Source organism: Sphingomonas sp. BAUL-RG-20F-R05-02, from assembly GCF_022662305.1.
GTDB lineage: Bacteria > Pseudomonadota > Alphaproteobacteria > Sphingomonadales > Sphingomonadaceae > Sphingomonas.
Genome location: NZ_JAKNQH010000001.1, coordinates 1,042,143 through 1,059,081, shown reverse-complemented (window position 1 = coordinate 1,059,081; position 16,939 = coordinate 1,042,143). Strand labels below are relative to the sequence as shown.

General features: G+C 62.2%; 16 protein-coding genes and 1 pseudogene. 8 read left to right on the top strand and 9 right to left on the bottom strand.

The window, feature by feature from the left end:
• Positions 1-147: pseudogene (locus L8F97_RS05040) on the top strand (IS630 family transposase); the annotation flags it as partial.
• Here the strand turns inward: L8F97_RS05040 and L8F97_RS05035 are convergent.
• Both L8F97_RS05035 and L8F97_RS05030 read right to left on the bottom strand, forming a co-directional pair.
• Complete coding sequence (locus tag L8F97_RS05035) at positions 132-440, bottom strand: hypothetical protein (RefSeq protein ID WP_242147188.1); 309 nt, start codon at positions 438-440, stop codon at positions 132-134. The pseudogene L8F97_RS05040 and the gene L8F97_RS05035 overlap by 16 nt on opposite strands.
• A 263-nt stretch (positions 441-703) precedes the next feature.
• Positions 704-1,963: an MFS transporter gene (locus L8F97_RS05030; protein ID WP_242147046.1), complete on the bottom strand. Its 1,260-nt coding sequence runs from the start codon at positions 1,961-1,963 to the stop codon at positions 704-706.
• 6 nt (positions 1,964-1,969) lie between these two features.
• Between L8F97_RS05030 and L8F97_RS05025 the strand changes: the two genes are divergently transcribed.
• Positions 1,970-2,119: a hypothetical protein gene (locus L8F97_RS05025; protein ID WP_242147044.1), complete on the top strand. Its 150-nt coding sequence runs from the start codon at positions 1,970-1,972 to the stop codon at positions 2,117-2,119.
• 291 nt (positions 2,120-2,410) lie between these two features.
• Here L8F97_RS05025 and L8F97_RS05020 read toward each other — a convergent pair whose 3' ends face one another.
• The gene (locus L8F97_RS05020) at positions 2,411-2,713 is read right to left on the bottom strand and encodes a helix-turn-helix domain-containing protein (protein WP_242147042.1); all 303 of its coding nucleotides are present in this window, start codon (positions 2,711-2,713) and stop codon (positions 2,411-2,413) included.
• Between the two features lie 418 nt (positions 2,714-3,131).
• On the opposite strand from L8F97_RS05020, the gene L8F97_RS05015 reads away from it, so the two are divergent.
• Complete coding sequence (locus L8F97_RS05015; protein ID WP_242147040.1) at positions 3,132-3,698, top strand: hypothetical protein; 567 nt, start codon at positions 3,132-3,134, stop codon at positions 3,696-3,698.
• A gap of 415 nt (positions 3,699-4,113) precedes the next feature.
• On the opposite strand, the gene L8F97_RS05010 is transcribed toward L8F97_RS05015, so the two are convergent.
• A complete protein-coding gene (locus L8F97_RS05010; protein ID WP_242147038.1) occupies positions 4,114-5,076 on the bottom strand; it encodes a hypothetical protein in 963 nt (320 codons plus the stop codon).
• Between the two features lie 126 nt (positions 5,077-5,202).
• Here L8F97_RS05010 and L8F97_RS05005 point away from each other — a divergent pair, with 126 nt between their 5' ends.
• The 5 genes from L8F97_RS05005 to L8F97_RS04985 all read left to right on the top strand — a co-directional run bounded on the left by L8F97_RS05005 (position 5,203) and on the right by L8F97_RS04985 (position 11,431).
• Positions 5,203-5,379, top strand: a complete 177-nt coding sequence (locus L8F97_RS05005; protein ID WP_242147035.1) for a hypothetical protein — start codon at positions 5,203-5,205, stop codon at positions 5,377-5,379.
• Positions 5,380-5,895: 516 nt separating this feature from the next.
• A complete protein-coding gene (locus L8F97_RS05000; RefSeq protein WP_242147033.1) occupies positions 5,896-7,212 on the top strand; it encodes a tyrosine-type recombinase/integrase in 1,317 nt (438 codons plus the stop codon).
• A gap of 7 nt (positions 7,213-7,219) precedes the next feature.
• Complete coding sequence (locus tag L8F97_RS04995) at positions 7,220-9,010, top strand: hypothetical protein (RefSeq protein ID WP_242147031.1); 1,791 nt, start codon at positions 7,220-7,222, stop codon at positions 9,008-9,010.
• Positions 8,995-10,902, top strand: a complete 1,908-nt coding sequence (locus tag L8F97_RS04990) for a hypothetical protein (protein ID WP_242147029.1) — start codon at positions 8,995-8,997, stop codon at positions 10,900-10,902. The genes L8F97_RS04995 and L8F97_RS04990 overlap by 16 nt, the downstream gene beginning before the upstream one ends.
• A 76-nt stretch (positions 10,903-10,978) precedes the next feature.
• The gene (locus L8F97_RS04985; RefSeq protein WP_242147028.1) at positions 10,979-11,431 is read left to right on the top strand and encodes a hypothetical protein; all 453 of its coding nucleotides are present in this window, start codon (positions 10,979-10,981) and stop codon (positions 11,429-11,431) included.
• A 35-nt stretch (positions 11,432-11,466) separates the two neighbouring features.
• Here the strand turns inward: L8F97_RS04985 and L8F97_RS04980 are convergent, their stop codons facing one another.
• The 5 genes from L8F97_RS04980 to L8F97_RS04960 form a co-directional block, all read right to left on the bottom strand.
• Positions 11,467-12,045 (bottom strand): hypothetical protein, encoded by a 579-nt coding sequence (locus tag L8F97_RS04980; RefSeq protein ID WP_242147025.1) that lies wholly within the window; start codon positions 12,043-12,045, stop codon positions 11,467-11,469.
• A 205-nt stretch (positions 12,046-12,250) separates the two neighbouring features.
• On the bottom strand, positions 12,251-13,753 hold the full coding sequence (locus L8F97_RS04975) for a TM0106 family RecB-like putative nuclease (protein WP_242147023.1): 1,503 nt from the start codon (positions 13,751-13,753) through the stop codon (positions 12,251-12,253).
• Entirely contained in the window at positions 13,746-14,420 is a 675-nt protein-coding gene (locus L8F97_RS04970) for a hypothetical protein (protein WP_242147020.1), read from the bottom strand. The genes L8F97_RS04975 and L8F97_RS04970 overlap by 8 nt, the downstream gene beginning before the upstream one ends.
• Positions 14,421-14,757: 337 nt before the next feature.
• Entirely contained in the window at positions 14,758-15,369 is a 612-nt protein-coding gene (locus tag L8F97_RS04965) for a hypothetical protein (protein WP_242147019.1), read from the bottom strand.
• A 484-nt stretch (positions 15,370-15,853) separates the two neighbouring features.
• Complete coding sequence (locus L8F97_RS04960; protein WP_242147017.1) at positions 15,854-16,873, bottom strand: hypothetical protein; 1,020 nt, start codon at positions 16,871-16,873, stop codon at positions 15,854-15,856.
• Positions 16,874-16,939: the final 66 nt, after the last annotated feature.

Genomic DNA, 16,939 nt, shown 5'->3' with positions numbered 1-16,939 from the left:
GCGTTCGCCCGCCTCAAGGCCATGCTCCGCAAGGCTGGCGAGCGAACAGTGTCCGGGCTGTAGTCCCTCATCGGCAACCTGGTCGACCTCTTCCAGCCACAGGAATGCGCCAACTACTTCGGCTCCTGCGGCTATGACCCAGACTGAAAAGAAACCGCTCTAGTCGTGGTCATCTTGAATAGTCGACCAAGCTCTGCCGGACTGGGGATCACGCCGAGGCCATGGCGAATGACCGCGACTAAGCGGCGTTCGCGTGCGTCAGTAGCAGTGGTAATCGGCGCAGCACCGGTGAACATGTCGATGTATTCGTGAGCCGCGGCCTTTACGTAAGGCCTGAGCTTTGCGCCGACTTCCCGTTCAGTGCAACCGAACAAGCCACACAAGGCGCGTATAGTCGTATCATCGAGCTTGAGGTCGGTCGTGATCGTAACATCTGCCATGACGATGATCTATCCATTGCGCAGAGAGCGACCCCGAAGAGCGAACATGCTGTCATGCTACCGCGCAACGATCAACCGCCTTGCCGACAGCTGCGGACAAATTGCTATTCGCTTCGAACAGCCGCAATTCGCAGCCCAGTCCTGAGAGTCGAAAGCTCGCTCGCGGCCGCCTTCCGTTGTCATGCAGCAGCTGAACGAATGTCCGTTACCAGGAAATCTTTGCGGCCCGCTGAGCGTCCGGGAATGGGTCTGCCCGCCTCAAATTAGGAATATTTCCGCGGGACTGCATCGTCCGTATCAGTAACCAACATCGCGGCTGTTGCACGCTTTCTAAGTTGTCGATCAACCGCTGCCTCGCTCGTCTCACTCATTCGCAAATAGACAACCAGCGAAACTGCGATCATGCCCGAGACGTACCAGTAGAAACCGCGTTCGATCCCCGACTGCTTGAACGCCAGCGCGACATATTCCGCAGTGCCGCCGAAGATCGTGTTGGCGAGCGCGTACGGCAGGGCGACGCCGAGGGTACGAACGTTGGCGGGAAATAATTCGGCCTTTACCACCGCGTTGATCGCGGTGTAGCCGGTGACGATCACCAGCGCGCCGAGCACTAATAGGAACGCCTCGAATGAACTCGATACAGTCTCCAGCTGGGTGAAGATCGGTACGGTAAACGTCATGCCTGCAACGCCGAAGCCGATCAGCAGCGGCTTTCGGCCGATGCGGTCCGACAACCATCCCGCGACGGGTTGCAGCAACATGTAGATGAATAACGCTGCCGCCATGATGCCGGTCGCGGTATCACGTGCGAAGCCGACCGAGTTCACGAGGAACTTCTGCATGTATGTCGAGTAGGCATAGAACGCGAGCGTACCGCCAGCCGTCAGTGCCATCACCGTCAGCACCTGCTTTGGATGATGCCGCAGCAATTGCATCCCGCTGGAGCGCGGTACGGTGGCGTCTGCCGCGACTGCCATGAAGTCCTGCGTTTCGAGCAGCCCACGACGCAGATAGAACACGCTGATTGCCAACGCGCCGCCAATCGCGAACGGGACGCGCCAGCCCCAGCGCTCCAGCGCGACGTCCGGCAGCACGGTCTGAAGTGCGAGCAGCACGCACAGCGCGATCAACTGCCCCGCGATCAAGGTGACGTACTGGAAACTGGAGAAGAAGCCGCGATAGTCGCGCTGCGCCATCTCGGAAAGGTATGTCGCGCTGGCGCCATATTCGCCACCGACCGACAGCCCCTGCAGCAATCGGGCGAGCAGCAGCAGCAGCGGTGCGCCCGCGCCGATCGTCGCATAGCCCGGCGTTACCGCGATCAGCAACGAGCCGCCGCCCATCAACATCACCGAGAGCGTGAGGCCGGCCTTACGCCCATGCCGATCGGCATACATGCCCATCAGCCACGCGCCGAGCGGCCGCATGAGGAAGCCGACCGCGAAGATCGCTGCTGCATTGAGCAACTGTGCGGTGCGGTCGTCCGTAGGGAGCCGAGCCCTGATGACCTCAAGTCGGCGCATGTTTTCGTGAAGCGCATGCTGCAGCCTTCTCAGATGCTCATCGACGATTTCGCGCCTGTCTTCCTCGTGGGCATGGATCCAGGCTTCACGATCCAGGATCTGATGAGACTTGCCGCGCAGATTTGCGAGGGCGGCGCCGATGCGGAGCAGTCTTGACGCTCTTCTTTTTCTCGGTGTCGGCTGAATGTGATCGACAGCCTCGACTACGACGCTATCGCCAAAACTGCGTTAACAGGGTCCGGTCTTGCCACCCGATCGCCCCAATCGGAAATGGGCGGCGGGCGAAGTCGCGCGGTGTATCTTGATCATCGCGCATGACTTCGTCGCGAACGCGCCGAAGGAGCGCGTCGGAGCGGTATTCCCGACTGCTCGACATCTGGTTTCCGGCGGATCGCCCCTGGCGCCACTTCCTTTCAAGCGTGACTCGCGATCTCGGCGGCTGCGGATTCAGCTTCCTGAATCCTCGCCGCGTCTGATCCAGCTCCGCGTACCAAGCGAACCGGGATCCGCTGCGACGCCTTCGAGCAGCGCGGACATCGTCGTCCTTAAAGCGATCGCGACCCGGGAGAGGGATCGAAGCGAAAGGTTCTGCTGCCCTGCATCCACTCTCTGGGCGTATTGGACGCTCATGCCCGCTGCCTTGGCGAACTGCTGCTGCGTCATGCCCGCATCGAGGCGAAACTGCCTGATCTTGGCGCCTACGGCCAGCAGTAGCACGTCGTCGCCCGGGTTGTCGTCGGGTTGGTCCATGACCGGCTTTTAGGATGGCTGCATCAGTACGCCAAGATCAAGATTAGACGCCCCCTGCGGCGCCGCCCGGCCTGCCGGAGGACGAGGTCGTCGGGGTGGTAGATCCCTCGAACGATCCGCCATGACGGAAAGCGTCTGGGACCAACCGGCGAAGTCGACTAAGATGAGGCCTATGAGCGCGCCGTTCGAAGCGAGCTTCCGACGTGGCGTCCACCGGGTGACCAGCTCCTTCAGACCGCGGTGACGGCAAACGGTGCAGTCGCCCCTTCGTCACACACCCCCAAACGGCGTCATTGTCCGCGAAGGCGGTTCAGCTCAACGATCGATTCACCCTTCGATCGGGCCAGCGCCGCGTCGGTCCCGCCGGGAACAAAGAAACTTATAAGTAGTATATTGGTGGTGCTGAATGGAGGATCCTTTGTCTACCGTGTATGCTCCCAACGTGGACCAGACGGCCTTGCGCGCCGCCATAGCGGCGGTGCTCGCCGCACCGCCGCTCTGCCATTCAGCGGACCCCCGCGATGCACAGGCATATGTCGCTTCCATCCGGCGTCTTGTGAGGGCGCCGCAGCACGGAGAGGTGGATCTCGGCGACTGTATCACCGCTGTGGCGACCAGGATGGTATGTCGAACGCCGCAGATCTCGGAGATGTTCGCAAGCGTCCGCGCCGTGAATGCCGAAGCCCGGCTTGCAAGAGCCATGTCCGCGTTGGTCATGGAGTTGATCCGGACCATCGCCAGTCAGGTCCAGCCAGCGCGAGCTTTGATCCATCTGTCCTGCGAGTGGGATGGGGAGCTGACGCTCGCGATCGCCTCGCCTGACGTGATCGCGTTTCCTGTTCCGAGATCGTCGTCGGCACAATCGTTCTCCCGCGCCAGCAGGCTTGCTCTCGCTCTGGATGGCCGACTGGTACGCAGCGCGAAGAATGGCATGATGGAATACGGCGCTCGTTTCGGTTGGTCGGAGGACGTGACGATTGGCTAGGGGGCCATGAACTGCCGCTCAATGGGTTCAGGCGGGCCCAGCAGACTTTCTTGAAGGGAAGCACTTCACCGCCGGACCGCAGCACCCTCTTGATCGCGTCGCGCGGACGAGGCCGTTGGATCCATGCGGGTAGCGGTGCGGACGCGGCGTCGCGAAAGATGAATCTTCGCTCGGCCCGACGATCGGCGGCACGAGGCAAATCGACACCCCTGCATCATTCGCAATCATTTGGTTGCAGCCGCCGCTTACGTCCGAAGATTCGGACGAGCCGGTTTCGCCTGTCTTCACTGGCTGCGGCGAGATCCCAGAGTATGCGTGAAGGCGCGCCGGACGGCCTCGATCCGACACGGACTTGCGAACACGACCTTTTGATAAGAAAAGTCGTCATGCCGGCTGCATTACGACCGGTGGTTCTCTATAGGCTGGCTTTGGAAAGTCTTTCGAGGAGCCGAGGCTGGATTTCATTATCATGCCTGACGCCGAGAGCATCCAGAAGGTACATCATGCCGATGGACGCTGGTTGCGACCTATTCGGTATGACCGGAACGTCGAGAAGTTCCATGTACCCCTGCAGCGCCTCTCGGAAGCCAATCAGCGGCTGCGTGGCGTTGATTGAAGCGTTTGCGAACGCGGCAGCGTCGGCGCCACCTCTGGCCATGGCGTTGAGGAGGACCAGGATTTCCGTAACGGCGCGGACCGACCACGCTTCGCCCGGCGGATGCATCTGCAGCACGTTGAGGAGGCTCTTGGCATTCGCTCGGTATCCGGCTGTCGTTCCCGTCGGCGCCACGCTCGTTCCGCCGCTCTTCAGCCATAGCTCTTGCGATACGATGCCGGCATCGACGCCGACCAACCCAAGCCCGTCGGTGAGACCCATTCCCAACACTCGGCTGTCGATGCAGATTCCGTGGATTCTAGTGGAATCCTTGAAATGGGTGTGAACCAGCCGCGAGGGCGAGGGAGCCACATTGTATCGGCCTGCTCGTGCGGCTTTCGTTCCGAGATCGTCTAGGCCGTTAGGTGCAAAAAGAAGAAGAAACTCGCCAGCAGGCGCATAGCCGAATTCATCACCCCCTGCACACGAGAGCGCCACGGCGGCGAACTTCCAGACGTTGGCCTCGCTATCCGCTAACGCCCTTATCACCACGCGGGGATTGAGGTGCATGTTCTCCAAGTGAACGGCCAGCGCCAGCGAGGCGATCGCGGTAGCCTTGTATTCAGCCTTCGCCGCTTTGCTCACGTTCAAGCCCGGCGGGAAGTGGAGCCGCTTGAGATTCGCCATTCGTTCCGAGAGCGCCGCGCGGGCCTTTGTGATCTCACTGTTCTCGTCGGCGACGGGCGGAGCGATTCCGACCATGGCGCCGAGCGCATCGCGCACTTTGCCGAACCTTAGCGCGACGCTGGGTGAACTGCTTTGAGACACCGATGCGGCTCTACGCACTTGCGCTGACAGGTGCAAAGGCTTAGCTAACGATCAATGTGGTTCTACATTGAGGAATAGTTCATGAGGGAAGATCTGCTCACGGGGATCGCCGAGATCGCCGACTTCTGTGGTTTCGACGAAGCCAAGACCGCGCGTCTGCACAGGCAGAAGCTGCTCCCCACTTTCACCCGCGCGCGTACCATCTACGCGTTGCGGAGCCAGATCCGGGCTGCGTGGCGCAATGAGCCCGCGTCGTGATCGCTGGAGGTGGCCAATTGCTCACGTGCGCCGTGTCGCAGCGTGCGATTGGTCACCTGCTGAAGCAACTAAACACTTTCCGCAAAGCTACCTGGAAGCGTATCTCGGAATATCTCAAAGAAACCTAAGAGATTTCGGTGAGTTTCAGAGGACTTCAGAGCGCGTTGCATTGGGTAGAGCTATTGTCAGGAACTAAACAAAATTACCGTTTAGACAGTACAACCCGTCTTGTACATTTTCACGAGAAATTGTTCAGCTCTCTGACTTGTTTCTCGGTGCGCGTGAACTAGCTGCGCCATCCATCCACATACGATCGAGATGCTATTTTCGTATGAATAAATCCATAAAGATCCTGCGGTGCCGTTTTGGCGACCAAGCGCGCACTCCGGCGAGCCCGAGCGTGCCGAAGCCCAACGTGGACACAGACGTGATCGCAGCCGACGCGGCGGGTGATCTGGGCGCCGACGGCAGCGCCGCCATCGGCCGTCGCAACCTGATCGCGCGGGATTGAGTGCGATGGAGCTCGTCCACTTCAATCCGTTTGCAGGCAGCCACAGCTACCAGGACGTCTCCGCGGAGATGATGAAGGGGTTCAAGCTGCCGCTGCACTTCCCGTTCTTCGTCGATCCCATGACGGAGGAGGTCCATGAGCCGACATTTGCGTTCCTGCGGAACGTCGGGCTCAGCAAGAGCTTCGAACGTAACGGCCGCTGGAACCTTTCCAAGGTCAGGAACCGCGCATACGCGCTGCGGCAGTGGGACGATATGCTGGGGTATTTCCAGCTCGGTTGGGCGACGGCGACTCCGGCCGCCTTTCGGATGTTCGCCGACAACATGCTGTCGCGCATCAATGAGCGCACCGGCGACATGCTCAGCTCCGACTACATGTACATGACGGCGAAGTACATCGCCGATTGCTACGCGTTCGCGAGGTCGCGCGGGTATGTGGACGTCGATCTGGATCCGGCCGAAGTTCTCGATGGCCTGAAGGATGATGACCTGGACTTTCCGGCCGACCAGAACGGCTTCGGCGCGAGGACGGTGAAGCGCTTCAGCAAGAAGGCGTTCACGGAGAACGAGTGGGTGAAGATAAGCGGCCATTTGGGTGAGCCGCGGTTGGAATCCGATCCCTGGACGGCGGATATGCCATCGATGTGCCCCCGGCTGACCTGCGAGGTCGCGCTCCAGATGGGGCCGCGCGTGTCCGAGGTGCTGATCCTGCGTGAGGCGGTGATGTCGATCCCGTGGAACGGCGACACGACGGGCCACGTGCCGCTTACGCTGTTCAACACCAAGGGTAACAAGGTTCGCGACGTCGCGCTGCCCAATCTGCTGCTGGCGTATCTCCGCTACTACGACGCCACGGAGCGGAAGGAGGCGCTGGAGATGCGTCGCGCTCGCGAGGGCGATGCGTTCGTGGAGCCGAAAGAGCTCTTCCTGCACGGCCCCGGCGCCGGACGGGCGGCCGGACGCCCGCTGACGCGCCAGAGCCTTCAGAAGTTCTTCCGTGACGCGTGCGTTGCGGCCGACCTCGTCCACAGGCTGTCCGTGACGCTGCCGAACGGCGAAGTCATGGACGTAAAGGTGCCGAAGTTCACCTTCCACTCGCTCCGGCACAGTTTCGCGATTTGGATGTACTTCACGCGCAAATACATCCTCGGAATCGACCAGGAACCGTGGAAGTACATCTCGGCGCGGCTGGGACACGCGAGCATCGAAGTGACGCTCGGCACGTACCTCGATGTCTCCAGGTTTCTTGAGCCGGAGATCAGTAACCTTTTGCGCCGCCATTTTCATGCGGCCTGCGACTGGGACATTTCCCAGCATGGGTAAGGCCGGCTTGATCCACCGCATGATGGAGGGCACGCCGCAGGCCGCCCGGCTATCCGGCTCTGGTCGCGAGCTCAAGCCGCCACCGCGACCTGGGACGGTCGTTGTGAACCCGTCGACGGGGTTGCCGCACCGCATCGAGTGGCGGCGGGAGGATGGCTCCCTGGCATATGAGCAGGCGTTCGCCTTCCTCGCCGATGCACCGGCGTTCGCTATTCCGGTGGCGACGTTCGTGGCCGGGCTGTTCAACACCGAGCATTCTGGCAAGACGCCGAAGAACAGCGCGAAGACCCTCCGTCGCGGCCTTTTCGCCTTCCTGGCGCTTCCCGAGAACGGTGCGCTGACCCCGGCCTCGTTCGGCTACGGCGACATGATCCGGTTCATCGACTTCCTGCGTGTCCAACCCGGAGGCGAGAGCCACAAGTCGGTTTCGTACTGGTTCGCGGTGCGCTGCCTGACGGGCCTTCCCGGGTTTACCGCGGAATGTCCGGCGAACCCGTTCTCAAGCGCAAAGGCGGGGGAGACGGACGTCCTCATCGGCAGCGACCTGCACCGGGTGCTTTCCGCCGCCGCGGACGACATCCTCGTCCACAAGGCTAGGTTCGACGCACGGAGAGACGCGAGCCATTCTCTCTGGTCCGACCCGGACGCTGCGAGGATCCTTACCCTTATGGCGCAGATCCGGGCGAGATTCCCGGACGGCCCGGAAGGCGACGGGATCCGCCGATTGCCGTTGCGGGGCGAAATGAGGATACTCGCTCCTGACCTTGCCGACGCATGCGCGGCGATCGGCTATCCCACGCTGCAGGAGTGGTGGGGCCCCGGCTACAGGAACCTCGGGTCGAGCCTCGTGCTGCTGATCTACTTCTTCCGTCTCAACCTCGCACTCGCGCGCGACATGAACTGGGGGCAGTTCGACACGATTGGGGTCGAGACGATCACGAGCAAGAAGAAGGACCGCGCCGGCGGGGTCCGGCAGCTTCCCGGATATTTGAACGGCACGGAGCCGGTCAACCCGGGCATGCTGCGTAGTTTTCTTCGGGACTGGACCTCCGATCTCCGTCTGTGTGCCGGGAAGGAGGCGCGGCGGGTGTTCATCATGTGGCTGGGCCTGCCTTCGGCATCGGGCCCCTTCATCTGCCACTTGGGAAGCAAGAACGCGCCGGAACGGCTGCTGGGAAACTTCGAGAAGAAGTACGGGCTGCCGCACTTCACCGCCGCGTCGATCCGTCCGACGACGATCGAGCTGGTCGACCGGGTGAGCGAGGGGTCGCAGGCGCTCGCTCCGGCGGTGGGGCGCCACTCTCGCAAGGTGCGGCGGCGGAACTACACTACGCAGGAGAGCGTGTGGCGCGACCTCCTGCGTCTGGCGATGGCGATGCCGGTTAGGGCTCGCGACATGCGCGCGAGGTTCGCCGCGCGCACGCTTGGCCAGGTCGGCGGCAACCACCAGGCGGCGACGCCGGGATGGAACTGCTCGCAGCCCTACTACCGCGGTTTCTCGACCGCGCCGGAGGGCGAGATGTGCGATGCGATCGGGCGCTGCCCGGCGTGCAGGTTCGGCCGCCCGGACCTTGACTGCGTCCGCAGCTACGCCAGCACTCTGGCGCTGCTCGACGCGGTGCGCGCGGAGAACGTCAAGGGCCGGGAGGTCGAGTGGATCGGGGTCTTCCGCGTGATCGAGAGCGAGATCGTCAACCGCTGGCTACCATCGTTCGACAAGGCCGTGCGCGACACGCCGACCGCCGATCTGCCGCGGGTTCCTTCGTTGAGGGGAGCATTGCGATGGCCGACGTTCTGAAGACGCGGGACATGGTCCGTCTGCGTCCGCGACCGACCCTGAGGGAAATCCGCGGTGGGGGCTTCCGTGTCTCCACCACGTCTCTGTGGCGCGAGAGCGTCTGGCGGCTCGATAGCGAGCAGGATGGCCTGGTCGCGCACACGTTCGACTTCCGGCGGACGCCGTCGCGCTATCGCAACACCGCCAAGATGTGGATCTGGCTCGCCATCGGCGGCGTCGGCGCGGTGGCACCCATGCGGATCTCAACGATGGCGAGCACCCCCGAGCGGCTCGCCAGCGGCTTTGCGTTCATGCAAAGGTTCGCGAACCGACCAGACCGGCTGATCCCGGCCCACTTCGCGCTTCTCGTCGACGCGCTCAAGGAGGGCTATCCGATTGGGCCCAATGGAGGCGGACCGCCCGAGCAGCCGATCCGCGGGCAACTGGGTATCTGGCGCGACCTCTGGCATCAACGCGACGCGTTCGCTGCGGCCGGAATGGCGGAGCTGCGGTTCGATCCGTTCGCGGTCGAAGGCTTCGGTGAGGTGATCGCGTCGTTCGGCTGCCGCGAGCACGGCAGGCGTCCCCCGTTGCCGGACGAAGTGGCGGCTCTGCTGTTCGTAAGCAGCGAGCGGCATCTGGAGTTCGGCCAGGACGTCGCGTCGCTTCAGACGAGGATCCTCAACCTGCTCGCGGAGAACGGCGGCACGCCTCCGCCAGAACTGCTGACGGAGGTCAGGCGGGGCCCATATCGGGCCATCGGTGGCAGGCCGTGGCATATGGTTCCGGGCTCGGTCGACACACCGGCCAAGGCGGTCATTCACGTCCGTTGGCTGATCGGACTGATCGAGGGTGCGATGGCGCACCTAATCTTCCACGAGATCGGACTCAGGCCGAGTGAATACGTCTCGCCGGTGGCTGGCTACGACGAGGATACGGGGTTGCCACGCTGTGTCGAGGCTGTGTCTGTGCCGGACCAAGGGCTCGTCCTGTATCTGCTGCACGGGACGCTTTTCAAACACAAGGAGCAGCCCCAGCCGAACGTCTGGGCGATGGGGGTCACGCCGATCGGCGCGGCATTGCCGCCCCCGTCGGTCCGAGCGATCGAGCTGATTGACTGGATGCATACGCCGTGGCGCGGTGATTGCGACAAGCTGCAGGTGCGTTTCAACCTTCATCCCGATCCAAAGCTTCGGTCGAAGCCGTGCGACGGCATGACGCTTAATAAGGTTCGCAAGCATCTCAAGCGCTTCTACTCTCAGGTGGACTGGCCGGTTCTGCAGCTGACGGACGCCCAGGTCGCCGCGATCGTCAAGGAGAAGGGCGACGAGATCGTACCCACCAACATGCGCAAGTCCCTGACCAACTACTTCATGCGGCTGGACGAACGCCTGCTCGGGCCGCTTTCGGTTCAGCTAAAGCACGACTCCGAGGACGAGACCGACGTCGACTACGTCATGAACGACCCCACTATGCTGGAACCGGCGCGGGAGTTCGCGAGCCGCGAGGTCGCACGGATCATGCTGCAGCTTTCGCGGGCGGTGCCGTCGGTCGCTGCGGCGGAGCTGCCCGCCACCCATCTTCCGCACCTCGCCGATGTCGCCGCGTTGCACGCGGCGGCCGAGCCGTCGGAACTGCTCGAGGCGGTCAACAGGATCGTGCTCGAGCGCAGCCTGTCACGCCCCCGCCAGACGGTGGGTCAGTCGGTGGTGCCGTCGCGGTCGGACCGCGCCGATGCGCTGCTGGAGCAGTACCGCGTGGTCCGGCCGATCTGGCTCACCGCCATCACGGTGGGGCGTCGGCGGGAATACGACAGCTTTCGTGTGCGCTCGGAGCGGATCGCCGGGCGACTTGCCGAACTTGGGATCGATCCCCCGACGGACAAGGAGTTGAGGAGTGGAGATCATGGCTGAACCCGATGATCGAAGCGCAGCGGATGCAGGCGTCACTGCGCGTCGTTCGGGCACACGCGGAGTGCCGCTGCCGCCGTTGAGCGATGACGACGTCGACCGGTTCGCGGCGCGACCGCGCGAGATCATGAACACGCGCGAGCGCGAATACTACGAGGCGTTCCTGCATCTGCAGGAGGGTAGGCGGCCAGAGAACGCCGACAATCTGCGGAAATGGGAGGCTCGCAGACTCCGGGTGACGGTCTCGAGCGTCTGCGCCGAGCTCGGCGGGGCGGAGCGTGCGCCGATAGGGTTCGAGCAGGCCAAGTATCGCTGGATCTGGTACCTCATCCAGCGCGAGGGTAAGAGGCTCGTCGAACCGGACTGGTCGCCGGATCGGATCGGGGCGAGGGGACTTGCCGCGAGCCTCCAGGCTTCGCGAAGCCTCCTGGCCGATCAGATCGCCAAGACGGAAGCGTTCGCCGAGAAGGCGATGATGTACGACGCCATGAGGGAGAGCCTGCCGAAGTTCGGCGTGAAATCGCGCAGGTGACGTCCGTCGGATCTCGGACGCCTGGACGGCGCCGGTCAGAGCTGGTCGGGATGGATCATCCAGCCAAGGCCTGCGAGCACGCGTACGACTTCCCCGTCAACGCGTCCTGCCATTCCGTTCCCGATTTCGACAGGCGGTCGGGCGTCGTTAAGGACAGCGACGAGGGCGCGTGCGCCTTCGCGTGTTGTCTGCCATGTGGTCCGGGCGTCCACATGCAGCCACGCCCAGCGCCAGAGCGCGTCCTCCAGCAGCGCGCTGCCGAGCGGATCGCCGAAGGAGGCACAGGTGCCGGTGCACTTGAGCAGGCAGACGCCGAGGTCCGGACCGGTACGCCGCGCGGGGGTGATGGTCGTCGTAAGGCCGGGAGCGCCGACACGCATTTCGAGCGCCCGCGTCAGATCGCCCTCGAGGAGAATGTTGGAGGGCAGGTGGGCCGCCAGCGCGCGGCCGGCGATGCGCAGGCTCATGCCGGCCCCGTCGATGTAGTTGGCGGCCGATTCATCGCCGATGCGGCGTACGGTCGTGCCGAGCTCGATGCATCCGTCCACCAGATCGACGATACGGCCCGACAGCATCCTCAGATGCTCTGCAGCGGCGTTCGCTTCCGTGCTCACGACGAATGGCCGTCGCGGACTGTGCAAGCAGCCGCGACCGGGCAACCGGGGAGGGCGCGCGCATGATCGCCGGCGTCGGGACTGAAGCCGTCCCGACGCGTGCCGATGGCGGGGAAGGAGTGCAACGTCGCAAGCGGCGCGGAACCGCGCGGGCGCGCATCATCTAACAGCTGTCGCTCGCCCGGCATGGGGTTGCCGATGCCGTTCACTGACGAACCTCGAGCAGGCGAAGGGCTTCGAGGACGCGCGCGGTCGCGATCACATCGTCCTCGTTGTACTGGATGATGCGGTCGCGGATCGCGCGATCGCCGGTCTCGAGCCAGCTCGAGAACCAGGCTATCGAATTCGCACCCGACGGATCCTCGTCGCGCCACTCGAACCCGCAGTACCGCGCGATCTTCTTCAATCCGTAGGAATGCAGCGGCCATTCCGTGTGCTTGAGCACGACATCCGTGTAGAGGTCGGTGCAGCGCTCCTCTCGGAACAGGTCCTCGATTTCTTCGGTGCCGCAGACCGCGGGGTAGCGCGATTGCAGTTGGCGCATGCTGGTGCGCTCGAACCGCGACCAGATGTAGATGTGGGCGTCGGGTCTCGCGGCCAGGAAGTTCAGAGCATTCTCGAACGCCGTCCCTTCATCCTTGATGTCGTAGGCGAAGAACGCCGTGTAGCGCGTTTCGACGCCGGCGGGTCCGCGAACGACCTCGTGGAAGCCGTGGAGATAGACCACGCCCCCCTGCAGCGGATCGCTCTCCACGTCGTAGTGAATCTCATGCGCGTGGACCGGCAGATCGAGGGCACGCCGCGCGAACGGCTTGGCATCGGGTTCGGTGAGGAGGATGGCACGGTCCCGGATTCGCGCGAGGCGTTCGATGCCGATGCCCTTCAGTACGCAGGATCCGTTCGTGGTGCTGTAGTTCGACATGCGCATCGCGGCGATTTGCGGGACGCTCGCGAGCGTCGGTCCCAAGGCATGCCTTAGCGATCGGCCGACTTGGGGTAGCAGGGTGGGATCCTTGCGCTCCTCCAATTCGCGCCGGCATGACGACCGCCAGTGGCATTGCGCACAGGCGGCGCTCGCCGCCGGCGAGGTTTCGATGCAGCCGTTTCGAATCAGTCGTGCTCGGCTGAGCAGCTTTGTGTGGAGTCCGTCGATAGTGGTGCCGCGGTTGTCGATCGCGGTCATCAGGTCGTATTCGACCTCCTCGCCGTCATGGTCGATGATGAACGCCGACCCGGATGGGCCCCATCGCTTCTGCGCCAGGATCTTGCCGTAATGACTGATCTGGACGCCGTAGTCCTTCTTGCATCTGCGTCCAGTCGGGCCGCCGGGCTCATCGGCCGCGCCGGACTTCACGTCGCCTGCAATGTATCCGCGCGAGGGATCGAGTCGCATGACGTCGGGCATGCCGAGCTGGTCCGCGTGGGTTATGCGGCCTCCGAGAATGACCGGGGCCATCGCCGCCACCGCCCGCGAGGTCTCCTCTTCGCGCTCGTCCAGATCGACGTCGCGGAGATCGGCGACGGGGCCTTCGATCGTGGACAAGATCTCTTTTTCATGGCGCATGCCGCCAGCCCACAGCATCTGCACGAAGACGCCGACGGCGTCGCGCTTCGCGTGATCGCCGGCGAGATCCAGGTGGAAGCGATGCTCGCAGATCGAGAGATCGCGGACCATGGTGGCGGTAATGTGGTTGGGCAGCCTACGCATTGCCCGAGGTCCGCCAGGGGAACGCGGTGGGCAGCGGCACGGTGATCAGCACGGTCGCGATGCCCGGACCTCTGGACGACGTCATTTTGGCCCCAAGCGACGACACCACCTTTCTGAGGAGCTTCCCGCCGACGACCACGCGATCCGGTGGTTCGCCCGCGACGTCGCGTACCCGAACCTCCAGGGAGAACGCGCCGAGGGTGATGTCGATCTCGACGTGTCCGTCCGTGTGGATGGGGCCGCCGGCGAGTTCGCCGGCGATGAGAGCCACGAGCATGAGATTCACGCCGCGGCAGACGCGTCCATCGACCGGTGCAGTGATCAGATCCATCTCTATTGTCGGCATCATCTGCAGTGGGGTGCAACGCGCCAGGGTGAGGATCAGCTCGGAGACGTGCTCGTCCAATGCGACGCGATCGGGTGCCGAGCGCAGCAGCCTGTGGAGGTCACCCACGGCCTCCATCCTGTCCAGCGCCGCCTCATGCTCTGCGGACTGGTGATGACTGTGCGAAGACGGAGCGCCAACGCGGCGAAAAGCGGCGATCGAGGCTTCGAGCTCGCGTTCGAAACGGCGCCATCCCTCCCTCAAGATAGTGAGGTCGTCGATCTGCAACTCGTGCGCGGTCGCGCCAAGGATTTCGTGCACGTCCGTACCATGCTCCAGCATAATGCCTCCATCTTTGTGAGGTCCCAAGCTAGTCACAGCAAATACAACTTATAAGTAGATTTATACCCGATTTGGGTATGTGCCCACGCCGGACCTATGCCTATCCGTCCCACCGTACCGCGGCGCATGCGGCGGTTTCTATCGCCGAGCGCCTTGGACGACTGGAATTTCGCGTTGATCTGCTCGCGCACTTGGTCGACGCCAACCCGCCAAAATCTCATCAGCGTGAAATCGTAACGCGCGCGCGCCCGGCGTCAGTTCGGCTCCCTCTCCGCCGGCCATCCAACCGGGGAGGGTCGTGGGGGAGGCTGCATCGGGCGCATCCGCCCAGCGGACATCAAGCGGCGAGCTTCGTCGTGTGGCAGGCGAGTTCGCCATCTCCGCTGCGGAGCACGTGGAGGAAACGATTGGAACGCAGTCGTGTAAGCTCGTCCGACTTCAAAAGTCTCGCTATCCGCGCATCGGCGCGTCGAAAGCCAGCATCGAGATCGCCTGACGGGAGGCCGTGCAAACGGCGGAGTTTCGCGCCGGGACGGTACGCGTAATGGCCGAAACCGGGATCGTTCGACGGAACGATCAGCGCCCGTCCGTCATTCGCCGGTGACCATATCCGACACGAATCGTAGCACGTTACCTGTCCCCATTGCGGAACGAAAAGTGCCAGGGACAGTGGTGGCGCTGCGGCGTCGTCGACATCGAACCCGATGTGGATGCGTTCGCGTGCATCCATGCGGCAGGCGGCACCAAGGAGATTTTCGGGCCTGTGCTTGAGGATGAAACCGGCGGCGATTAGAAGATCGTCGCAGTTTTGATCGTACCGATGCCCCGTGAGCAACATCCGAAAGGCGACGACGTGGCGGAGCATGTTAGCCTGCGCTATCGGATCGGACGCCGAAAGCATCTCGAGCTCGTGGCGTGCGTCGCGCATCGATTCTGTTTCTTCCGTCATGCAAATACCCTTTTCTTATTGCGTCGAAAGCGACCCGTGCCAGGTTCGGTTCTAAAGTTTTCCCTCTACAACCGCTTCGCAACCGCACTGATCTGGAAAGATTGACGCGCAACTCGGGGATCGTCCGTCGGCAGCATGTCGCGGTTGATAGCACCGCAAATGGTCAGGTTGTTTGACGGGTCCGGCGGTCTACCCGCTCACCTATGGAAGAAGGCGCTTGGGTGGGGGGAGCAGTTCCGGAGGCCTTCTGAGTAGATCGATCTGGAGGGGACGTTCGGCCAGGCGACTACGGGTGAGAGCGTCGTCGCTTGCACCTGCACCTCCCGGCCCGGCTCGCGGGATCAAGGCGAAAACGTGGACCGGCCGTTATGATGAACCTGCCGAACGTCTGGCTGAAACGGTGACCGGATTTGGTTTTAAGCAAGCGTTTTATGTACACATGTCGACATTTTCACAACAGACTTCGGCAACCCAGGGATGCGGATCATCGAAGGGGCGGAGTGCGTCGGCTTGGTACTGGCCAAATTCGGTTACTGTTGATGTTGAAGAAGTATTTCGGCAAGTCTAGGGTAACCTTGGAAAATTCTAGTCCTTCTTCTGGCCAAGTATTAACTTTTATTATCATCATATTGCTCGAGAACGCGGGTCCCTCGATCAAATCTGTGACCGGCCTTCCTAACGCACCTGCGCAAACAACGTCAGGCAAGACGATATTATTGATAATCAGGCAATTCTCATTCCAGTGAACGTCTTTATATTTATTACTCTTCGACGTTATCCGTCCAAACTTCCAGAATAATTCTTCGTCGTTGCGATTAGTTATTTTTAATTTGTCTATCATAGAACGTAAATCGCAATCCAAACGACCGGAAATTTTTAGGGTGTTTAGCGCTAGAAGATCGATCGTGCCATGAGCGCCGTTTGCTTTCAAATGTGAGCGGGCGTCGACAAAATGCTTTACCGAGTCCATCTCGTACGAAAACTTTAGTTTAAGTGTTTCCTTATCAGAGGCGGTCAAGAATATCGTGCGGTAACGCAGATTATGCGCAAGTGTCTCGATTTCCAGAAGAATTCCGATATTCTCCCCGAATTCTCCGGTCTCGGTGAGGCGGACGTCGATCAATTGAACTGGCAGCCCGCAGTCCCTCGCGTTGGCTACCAGATCCTCCGCGCATGTTCTAATGGTCTCGAAGTTTTTGATGAAAAAATGGTCTTTGAAGATGGCGCAAGCCTTTGTGCAGATATTCTTGACGGCGTCCTCTCTGTACTCCGCGCGCTCATAATGGGCAGGAGTCCGATACCAACCTAGAGCTATCAAAATTCCGGACGCTATCTCGAACACGAAACGTACGAAGCCGGACTCGTCGTCGCGCATTGGAACGGTAACGTCGACGAGACGAGGAACGTCGGTCCTTCCGCCCTTAGTCAGCTCCCAATCGATCATATATGCGGCGTTGCGCACTCCGGGCGGTAGACGGTTCGCCAAGTCGGTATGATAGTTCATCTCCGTGTAACCCCTTCTTGTCGGGAGAGCTGGAGGCCCCCTGCGCTTATATGTTTGTCGGCGGCC

Excerpts from the sequence above, each read along its gene's own strand:
- L8F97_RS05035 (WP_242147188.1), bottom strand. The coding sequence starts at position 440 with ATGGCAGATGTTACGATCACGACCGACCTCAAGCTCGATGATACGACT.
- L8F97_RS04965 (WP_242147019.1), bottom strand. The coding sequence starts at position 15,369 with ATGACGGAAGAAACAGAATCGATGCGCGACGCACGCCACGAGCTCGAG.
- L8F97_RS05020 (WP_242147042.1), bottom strand. The coding sequence starts at position 2,713 with ATGGACCAACCCGACGACAACCCGGGCGACGACGTGCTACTGCTGGCC.
- L8F97_RS05000 (WP_242147033.1), top strand. The coding sequence starts at position 5,896 with ATGGAGCTCGTCCACTTCAATCCGTTTGCAGGCAGCCACAGCTACCAG.
- L8F97_RS04990 (WP_242147029.1), top strand. The coding sequence starts at position 8,995 with ATGGCCGACGTTCTGAAGACGCGGGACATGGTCCGTCTGCGTCCGCGA.
- L8F97_RS04975 (WP_242147023.1), bottom strand. The coding sequence starts at position 13,753 with ATGCGTAGGCTGCCCAACCACATTACCGCCACCATGGTCCGCGATCTC.
- L8F97_RS05030 (WP_242147046.1), bottom strand. The coding sequence starts at position 1,963 with ATGCGCCGACTTGAGGTCATCAGGGCTCGGCTCCCTACGGACGACCGC.
- L8F97_RS04970 (WP_242147020.1), bottom strand. The coding sequence starts at position 14,420 with ATGCTGGAGCATGGTACGGACGTGCACGAAATCCTTGGCGCGACCGCG.
- L8F97_RS04960 (WP_242147017.1), bottom strand. The coding sequence starts at position 16,873 with ATGAACTATCATACCGACTTGGCGAACCGTCTACCGCCCGGAGTGCGC.
- L8F97_RS05005 (WP_242147035.1), top strand. The coding sequence starts at position 5,203 with ATGAGGGAAGATCTGCTCACGGGGATCGCCGAGATCGCCGACTTCTGT.